Origin of the sequence: Micromonospora sp. NPDC049580, assembly GCF_040675595.1 — a bacterium.
Lineage (GTDB): Bacteria > Actinomycetota > Actinomycetes > Mycobacteriales > Micromonosporaceae > Micromonospora.
On the sequence record NZ_JBFAPG010000602.1, the window covers coordinates 1 to 3,291 of the forward strand.

Genomic DNA, 3,291 nt, shown 5'->3' on the forward strand with positions numbered 1-3,291 from the left:
TTCGGCGTGCTGGGCGCGGACGAACCCGACGTCCACCGGGTCGCCGTGGCCCGGCACGACCACCGTGCGCGCGGTGGTCAGCCGCAGCAGGTCCGCGACCGCGTCCGGCCACTGCAGGGGGTACGAGTCCTCGAAGGCGGGCGGGCCGCTCTGCTCCACCAGGTCGCCGGCGACGAGCACGTCCGCGTCGGGCACGTGCACCACGACGTCGGCGTCGGTGTGCCCGCGCCCCGGGTGCCGCAGCAGCACCCGCCGGCCACCCAGGTCGAGCGTGGTTTCCGTGTGCACCATGTGCGTCGGAGCGAGCAGCGGGGTGTCGGCCAGCTCGGCTGCCAGCTCCGGGTGCTCCGTGCGCACCTCCTCGTACGCCTCCCGGCGCAGCCGCTCCGGCTCGTCGCGCAGGGCCGCGGCGGCCCGCTCGTGCGCGTACACCGGGCGGGGTGGGTCGCCGGCCAGGACGGCGTTGCCGAAGCAGTGATCGTAGTGGTGGTGGGTGTTGACAAGCGTCAGCGGACGGTCGGTGACCCGCCCGACGGCGGCGGCCAGCTCGGTGGCCTGCCCGGCCGAGGAGAGCGTGTCCACCAGCAGCGCCTCGTCGTCGCCGACGACCAGGGTGACGTTGACCCGCAGCAGGGGCTCGCGCAGCACGTACACCCGGTCGGCGACCTCGCTGAACCCGGCGCTCACGACGACCGCCCGGCCCGGTCGACGAAGCGTTGCCGGTCCACCAGGATCCGGTCGACCCGGCCCCGGGCCACCGTCTGGTCGCCGTCCGCGACGGTGACCTCGAACGACAACCGGCGACCGTCGACCGCCGCGAGCAGCGCCTGCGCCCGTACCGTGCGCCCGACCACCGTCGGCGCGAGGTGCTCCAACTCGACCCGGGTGCCGACAGTTGTCGACCCGGGCGGCAGCGTGGCCGCCGTGGCCGCGACGGTGGCCGCCTCGGCGAGTGCGAGCACCCGGGGTGTGCCCAGCACCGGTACGTCCCCCGAACCGACCGCCTGGGCGGTGTCCGTGTCGGTGACGGTCAGTTCGACCTGGGCGGTCAGACCCGGCGCGAAGGCCGGCTCGGGCTGCTCCTGCATGGTCGTCAGCCTAGGTGCTCGCCGAGCCCGTCGCGCACGCGCCCGACGATCCGCACACCGACCGCCGTCCACGTGTGCACGGCTTCGCCGGGTGGTCCCCGTCGGTCGATGCCGTACCCGTCGTTAACCTTGACCGCGATGGCCGTCGTGACTGACCCCCAACCCCCCGCCCGGACCGACCCGCCCGCGTCCCCGGACGGGGGCCGTCGGCGCGTCGTCGCCATGACGATCTGGGCGGTCGCCTTCGTCGCCGCCTGGCTGGCGATCGGGCTGCCCACCGACCCCGCGTACGCCTTCGTGTGGATCTGGCTGGCGACCATCGCCTGGAACAGCGAGCGGCCGTGGCGCAGCCACCTACGCTTCGCCCGGGACTGGGTGCCGGTGGTGCTGCTGTTCGTCGTCTACAACCTCTCGCGCGGGTTCGCCGACAACGGGGCCACACCGCACGCCATGGAGCTGATCGTCGCCGACCGGTTCATGTTCGGCTGGGCCACCGGCGGTGAGGTGCCCACCATCTGGTTGCAGGAGCACCTCTACCGCCCGCAGGTGCACTGGTGGGACGTCGCGGCGAGCTGGGTGTACTTCTCGCACTTCGTGGTGGCGCTGACCGCCGCCGCGGTGCTCTGGCTGCGCGACCGGCGCCGCTGGGCCGCGTACATGCGGCGTTGGGGTTTCCTCTGCGCCGCCGGCCTGGTGACCTACTTCGTGTACCCGGCCGCCCCGCCGTGGTGGGCGGCGCAGAACGGCCTGCTCACCGAGGTCGCCCGGATCTCCACCCGGGGTTGGAAGGCGTTCGGCATGCACGGCGCCGGCAACGTGCTCAACGCCGGCCAGATCGCCTCGAACCCGGTCGCCGCGATGCCGTCTCTGCACACGGCGTGGGCGCTGTTCGTGGTGCTGTTCTTCCTGACCACCACCCGTCGCCGCTGGTGGCCGCTGCTGCTCGCGTACCCGCTGGCGATGACCTTCACCCTGGTCTACTCCGGTGAGCACTACGTGATCGACGTGCTGGTGGGCTGGACGTACGTCGGGCTCACCTACCTGGTCGTCGGCCTGGCCGAGCGTGGCTGGGCGGCGCTACGGGCCCGCCGAGCGGGGGCCGCCAACGAACCACCAGGGCAGACGGTCGCCCCCGACCCATCAGTCGACAGACACCCCACACCAAGCGACCAACCAGCGATACCCGCCGACCACTGACCAACCCCGCCCTGCCCTGCCCTGCCCTGCCCTGCCCCCGCCCTGCCCCCGTCGATCATGAAGTTATTGGCCGTCCGCTCGGCGTGTCGGGGCAATAACTTCATGATCACCGGAGGGGTGGGGTGGGGTGGGGTGGGGTGGGGTTAGGGCGTGCGGCGGGCTTTGGTTGCTCGGGTGGTCAGCTCGGCTGCCAGGGCCCACGCCTCGGTGAGGTCCCGGTCCTGGGCGGCCGCGCCTGAGCCGCCGGCGGTGTCCGCGTACACGGTCGCCAGCCCCAGTCGGCGCTGCACCGGCCCCTGCACCACCCGCACGCTCTGGATCCGCGCGTACGGCACGATCGCCAACTGCCGGGTGAGCAGCCCGGACCGGGTGGCGAAGACCCGCTCGAACAGACCCGCCCCGAGCGCGCCGCGCCCGAGCGGGTGCAGCCAGCGCGTCCGGGGCGGTGGTGGGCTCAGCGTCAGCGCGTCCAGGCGTACGCCCGGCAGCACCTCGGCGACGATCATCGTGGCGGTCGGCAGGTCGCCGACCGGCAGCAGCCGGTCCGGCCGGTTGCGGTCGTCGGCCTCCGCCACGGAGTAGCCGGCCACCTCCAACCGCAGCCGCAGCCAGTCGTTGACCCGCCACAGCAGCGGCCAGGTGGCCCGCACGGTCTGGACCCGGTCCAGCGGCACGGTCTGCGCGCGCGTCTCCAGCAGGCCGTTGTGCACCCGCAGGGTGCCGCCGTCGCGGGCCAGCCGGAAGTTCCAATCGTCGAGCACCCGGCGGATCGGTTGCAGCAGCACACCGGCCATCGCGGTCAGCGTGCTCGCCACCGCGACGAAGGACCACGACCCGGCGGTGACGAACTGCACCACGACGAAGGCCACGCCGAACGGGAGCAGGAACGCCTGCGGGGTGAGCAACTGACTGACCAGCAGGTTCTGGTTGCGCACCGCGTGCAGCGGTCGTCCCGCCGCGGCCGTCGGCGTCCCGGGTCCCGTCGGAGACGCGGTGACGCCGGGCG

The 3,291-nt window shown here is 73.4% G+C and carries 4 protein-coding genes; 1 reads left to right on the forward strand and 3 read right to left on the reverse strand.

From position 1 onward, the window contains the following. The coding region (locus AB0J68_RS29755; protein WP_363941910.1) for an MBL fold metallo-hydrolase at nucleotides 1-687 on the reverse strand (687 nt) is incomplete at its 3' end. Beyond that, nucleotides 684-1,088: a hotdog domain-containing protein gene (locus AB0J68_RS29760; RefSeq protein WP_355067138.1), complete on the reverse strand. Its 405-nt coding sequence runs from the start codon at nucleotides 1,086-1,088 to the stop codon at nucleotides 684-686. The genes AB0J68_RS29760 and AB0J68_RS29755, both read right to left, overlap by 4 nt. 138 nt (nucleotides 1,089-1,226) lie before the next feature. Between AB0J68_RS29760 and AB0J68_RS29765 the strand changes: the two genes are divergently transcribed. Further along, nucleotides 1,227-2,285 carry a phosphatase PAP2 family protein gene (locus AB0J68_RS29765; RefSeq protein ID WP_355067139.1) on the forward strand — a complete coding sequence of 353 codons (1,059 nt, stop codon included), beginning with the start codon at nucleotides 1,227-1,229 and terminating at the stop codon, nucleotides 2,283-2,285. Nucleotides 2,286-2,428: 143 nt separating this feature from the next. Here the strand turns inward: AB0J68_RS29765 and AB0J68_RS29770 are convergent. After that, on the reverse strand, nucleotides 2,429-3,291 hold an 863-nt coding region (locus AB0J68_RS29770), incomplete at its 5' end, for a PH domain-containing protein (protein ID WP_363941912.1).

Excerpts from the sequence above, each read along its gene's own strand:
- AB0J68_RS29760 (WP_355067138.1), bottom strand. The coding sequence starts at position 1,088 with ATGCAGGAGCAGCCCGAGCCGGCCTTCGCGCCGGGTCTGACCGCCCAG.
- AB0J68_RS29765 (WP_355067139.1), top strand. The coding sequence starts at position 1,227 with ATGGCCGTCGTGACTGACCCCCAACCCCCCGCCCGGACCGACCCGCCC.